Below are 4,210 nucleotides of genomic sequence, written 5' to 3'. Positions count from 1 at the left end.
TTTCTTAACTTTCTGACCTTGACCACTCCAAACATAAGGCGAGCACCTGCCCGCCTGTTTGGAAGCATACAATAAAACCTTTTCAAGCTTCGTCATTTCGTGTCCTTTCCGTCAGTTTCCAGTTTGTCAACTAACTTCTGTATAACAAGTGTATTGTTATGTATTGCTTCAGTGAGCTTGTCAGACTCTTCTTTATGCTGCCTGTTCTGATCTAACATTGTCTTATACAAGATCAGACAGAAAACAATCGGAAAGCCGACAGCTGATACAGCACTAACAATTGTTGCAAAGTCCATGATTAATCACTCCCCGCTATTGTCAAGATATAATTGTTTTCAGGTATTTCAAAAACAAGTTCGTTGCCGTCACGATCCAAAAATGGAACTGTTTTGACTTCTTTATTTGCCTGAGTCCAGTACATGCTGTCTGAAAAATAAGCATTGACATTGCTGTCTTTTGCTGATCTTTCAACAATTGCTTTGTTGCTGAGTATTTGAGTTTTCCAGCTTTGCAATACATCACACTGCAAATGTATTTCCGTTTCATTACCGGTCTTTATCAGCTGCTTTGTAACATAGTAGAAGCGGCCGAAGTCCGGTATATAACAATAATTATATGCAAGTGTGTTAGTGTGTAGTACAAATTTTGGTGTCAGCATGTCCTGATCAAACATCAATTTACCTTCAACGGTCAGCTCGTCTTCTTCATTCCAGCTCTTGCCGATAACATCCATGTCAGATGTACATTTAAGGAAAATTAAGCCATGATCTGTGTCGGTTGTCGGTGTATATTCGGGTGTTGTACTGCCTGTTGCTATTCTTACACCATCCAGCAGCAAACGCTCAATTTCAGCTCTTTCTGTTGCTGTACAGGGTACATTATCCAAATGAACATTCAAACACTTTGTATATCCTGAACAGCTCGACAAAGTACGTGTCATGAATGAAGGTTTGCCAACATATTTTTGCTGGTCTTTTGCAACCTTTTCTTTTGGCCTTGATATAACAAGATAAGCTGCTTTGCATCCGATCATACCGTTTACACTTCCTGAGCCTGAGCTAAATTCAACAGAAGGGCTGCCGTTCATTCCATTTGCAAGCATGTTTGATGCAGTACCCAAAAGCAAAGGTGCTGTCAGTCCGCCTGTTGCGATTGTTGAAAGTGCGCTGCCCAGCGTTGCGCCGGCTGAAAGTATGCTTGAATACATACGGCTGAAGTCTTCGGAGCTTGACGGAACCTGAATACCACACGAGCCGCCAAAGAAATAACGAGGTTTCAGCTCACCGGCTTCTTCGTCGTAAACATCAATTTCAGCAACGCATGAGCCGGTCAAAAAGTCAAATATATACTTTAAAGCAAGCTGTTTGCCCATAACGTCGTTAACGTCCAGCGAGTGAGCACCGACAAAGGGCAAATGAGCTGTCACCTGTGTATAAGGTGCATAATCTAAGAAATTGCCTTTTTCGGCCTTTACTTCAATTACTCCGTATGTTTCAAGCTTGTACTGGTCAGTAAGCTTTAAGCCGTATACACCTGTTGAAATTCCGCCGGCTTTGACTTCACTGCCCGGCGCTGCTTCCGTATCAGGTAGTACCGGCATGATTGACAAGCCAACAATAATTTCTCGTGGGTCATTGAAAAACTTTTTGACATTTGAAACAAAGCTGTCAGTCCATAAGAAATTACTAAGCCTTTGCAGCTCACCTTTTGACATGCGGTACATTGTAGTGAAGCCTGTATCAATAGCGCCATAACTCGGTTTTGTTATTCCGGTGATTGCAATGTCCGGCTGATATTCATCCGGCGTGCCTTCGTCTTCTTCGTTTACTTCAGGGCCGTCAGTGTCAGGGTCAATTCCGCCTTGCAGCCAGTCCCAAATATCAGACTCTGAGTAGTCAGTATCTGTGAAGTTAACTGTATATCCTGTCAGTATTTCTGTTTGCGGGTCATACTGCGGATAGAATATACCGACTCTTGCGGCTTCCTGATCTGCATCAAGTATGAAGCCGATATAACATTTGTCAGTAACAAAAGACTTTAGATAAATTCTTCTTGTAATGTGCTCTACCAATTGCAAAATCACAGTAAATGATGATGCTGTATCTTTCATTATTCCAAGATAATTTGCAACGCCTGAGTATATAGCTCTTATTGCTTTACCAATAGGTACATTTGCCATAATATTGCCGACTCTTGACTCTTCTGTAACATATACCTGCTCAGGTGTAAAAGTCTGTGAGCCGCCATCAAGTAAGCTGTCGTCTCTGACATGTGATAACGATAAAATCCCATTTTTACCGCTAATTGAAGGGACTGATTGCCAATTATAAGGAATAGGTACAAGACCTTTTATAATCTGATATAATTCTTCTTGATATGCTACACTAATACTCGGATATAATATCCAAGTATTACCATAGTCAGTTGCAAATGCACCAACACAATATGCACGTTCATTCGTTTCATCAATCCAAAAACAAGTATCAGCACGTTTTACACTACTTCCACCACCACCCGTTGCATTCATAAAAACGTGACTTGTTTCAATACTTGCACAATATGTGGTTCTCTGACTTGAATTTATTGTTGTGTTTATTTGTAATTTGTTGTCAATATTCCAAGTTTTTGTTCCATAACCGTCAGACCTTTGCCAAGCACTCGCGTTTTGACCTAAAACAAGAACATCGGCTTGTACATTGTCAGTTGGTGGTGACGATATACCACTTAAATATGAAATAGATATGCCTGCTATTTCAGTTAAACTTTGCCACGCCATTTACTCACCACCTTTTTCAATATTGTATTCCAAGCAATTTATATTTGTTCCGTCTGAATTTTTAATATTTAATGCTTCTAAGGTTGCTTCAATAATATCTATTTTTTCATAAGGTTGTTCGCATCTTTTATGCAAAATTTCAGTTACTTTTTCATATAATGTCATTTATATTTACACCACCTTTCTAACGATAAAATTACTCTTTTATAGTTGGCAACCTGCCTGCAAGTTGCCTGCAACCTGCCTGCAACCTGCCTGCAAGTTGCCTGCAAGTTGCCTGCAAGTTGCCATTTGTAAAATTAAACATATACACAAACACTGTCGATAAATCTAACAATCCAGCGCTTGATAAAATCAGTGTCATATAACTCGATAACCTGCTTTATCATATCTTCAGTCGATAAAACGCCGATATTGCCTGTGATATCAAGCTTCTTTCCGTAAGTGGTCTTGCTCTCAAAAGTTCCCGACTTTTCGGAAGTCTCAGTCTTTGTTCCTGTCTCAGCTGTTTCGGTCTGATATGTGCCGGTCTGTTCTGTTTCCGTCTTATATGTACCTGACTGAGTTCTTGTATCTGTCTCAGTACCGGTCTTTATGCGGTCAGTTTCGTATGTTCCTGACTGGGTTTTTGTATCAGTCTCAGTACCGGTCTTTGTGCGGTCAGTCTCAAAAGTTCCATCCTGTTCTGTTGTTGTCTGATATGTTCCGGTCTGTGCTTCAGCGTTTGTTTTTGTACCTGAAATTGTCTTTTCATGTGCAAAAGTACCGCTCTGTGTCTCTTTTACATTCTGATCACGCTGTGTAACCGATTTTGAAACATTTGCAAAGTCGCTGCCGTCATAAGGTATGATCTGATTTTGTGTGGCTTCAGAGTTTGCGCCGCTTCCGCCCTGGGTCTGTGTGGTCTTCTCCCAGTTTGTCGGGCGCTCTGTTTCTGTCTCGTTGTAATTTGTAAAAGTATCAGTGCTTGTCTTCTGCCACTGTGTAGGTGTCTGAGTGACTGTCTGCTCCCAGTTCGTCGGTGTCTGTGTTTCCGTTTCGTGGTACTGGTCGAAGCTCTTTTCGGTTTCTTCTATCCAATCAGTCGGTGTCTGTGTTTCTGTTTCGTGGTAGTCTGTAAAGCTCTTCACGTTCTGATCTTGCCAGTTAGTCGGAGTCTGTGTTTCTGTTGACTTCCAGTTTGTCGGTGTCTGTGTGGTTGTTGACTTCCAGTTATCAGGTGTGATAATCTTTGTGTCTTTCCATTCATCCGGTGTCTGAAGGTCAGTATCACTTCCGCTTGAAACTTCGTGCCGGTCATAGTTATAGATCGGATTGTATTTTGACAGAAGCGCTGACAGCTCGTTTGCAATAAAACTGCTGTTTCTTCCAAGCCACTGTGTATACTTGATCTTGAATGCACCCCAAGGGTCATTTGTTTCCTTATAATAAAAG

Annotated in this window: 4 protein-coding genes; all 4 read right to left on the bottom strand. The window is 41.1% G+C overall.

The window, feature by feature from the left end:
• Nucleotides 1-92 precede the first annotated feature (92 nt).
• Complete coding sequence (locus tag ACKI5B_RS09585; RefSeq protein WP_407428166.1) at nt 93-296, bottom strand: hypothetical protein; 204 nt, start codon at nt 294-296, stop codon at nt 93-95.
• 2 nt (nt 297-298) lie between these two features.
• On the bottom strand, nt 299-2,776 hold the full coding sequence (locus ACKI5B_RS09580; RefSeq protein WP_407428164.1) for a hypothetical protein: 2,478 nt from the start codon (nt 2,774-2,776) through the stop codon (nt 299-301).
• Nucleotides 2,777-2,941, bottom strand: a complete 165-nt coding sequence (locus ACKI5B_RS09575; protein WP_407428162.1) for a hypothetical protein — start codon at nt 2,939-2,941, stop codon at nt 2,777-2,779.
• A 134-nt stretch (nt 2,942-3,075) separates the two neighbouring features.
• On the bottom strand, nt 3,076-4,210 hold a 1,135-nt coding region (locus tag ACKI5B_RS09570; RefSeq protein WP_407428160.1), incomplete at its 5' end, for a hypothetical protein.

Source organism: Treponema sp. (assembly GCF_045657965.1).
GTDB lineage: Bacteria > Spirochaetota > Spirochaetia > Treponematales > Treponemataceae > Treponema_D.
This window is presented reverse-complemented; position numbering and strand designations above follow the sequence as displayed.

Bases quoted from the DNA above. Each gene is read 5' to 3' on its own strand.
- ACKI5B_RS09585 (WP_407428166.1), bottom strand. From the start codon at position 296: ATGGACTTTGCAACAATTGTTAGTGCTGTATCAGCTGTCGGCTTTCCG.
- ACKI5B_RS09580 (WP_407428164.1), bottom strand. From the start codon at position 2,776: ATGGCGTGGCAAAGTTTAACTGAAATAGCAGGCATATCTATTTCATAT.
- ACKI5B_RS09575 (WP_407428162.1), bottom strand. From the start codon at position 2,941: ATGACATTATATGAAAAAGTAACTGAAATTTTGCATAAAAGATGCGAA.